Origin of the sequence: Bacillus cereus group sp. BfR-BA-01524 (genome assembly GCF_022662595.1) — a bacterium.
In the GTDB taxonomy this organism is placed as follows: Bacteria; Bacillota; Bacilli; order Bacillales; family Bacillaceae_G; genus Bacillus_A; species Bacillus_A thuringiensis_S.
Map to the genome: position 1 here is coordinate 1 of NZ_JAKUDW010000315.1, position 363 is coordinate 363.

Here is a 363-nt window from a genome sequence, read left to right on the forward strand (position 1 = left end):
AGCTCATTTCCTTCCTTATCTACGTACTTCGTTACTACGTTTCCTTCTACTTTTTCATATACGTAGATTACTTCTGTTGTTCCTTCTTCATACTTTCCTTCGGCATTTTTCGGTTTTTCGACTAACTTATAACCTGGGATTTCTTTCGATTCTGTTTTGTAGTCTTTTCCTACTTGATCCGTTGTACTTGTTCCTGGAACTAGCTCATTTCCTTCCTTATCTACGTACTTCGTTACTACATTCCCTTCTACTTTTTCGTAGACATAGATTACTTCCGTTGTTCCTTCTTCATACTTTCCTTCGGCATTTTTCGGTTTTTCGACTAACTTATAGCCCGGAATTTCTTTTGACTCTGTTTTGTAG

At 37.2% G+C, this 363-nt stretch carries 1 protein-coding gene; it reads right to left on the bottom strand.

The genetic code is table 11. The features are described 5' to 3' along the window. Nucleotides 1-363: MucBP domain-containing protein (locus MR170_RS31245; RefSeq protein WP_242310694.1), on the bottom strand; the 363-nt coding region annotated here is incomplete at both ends.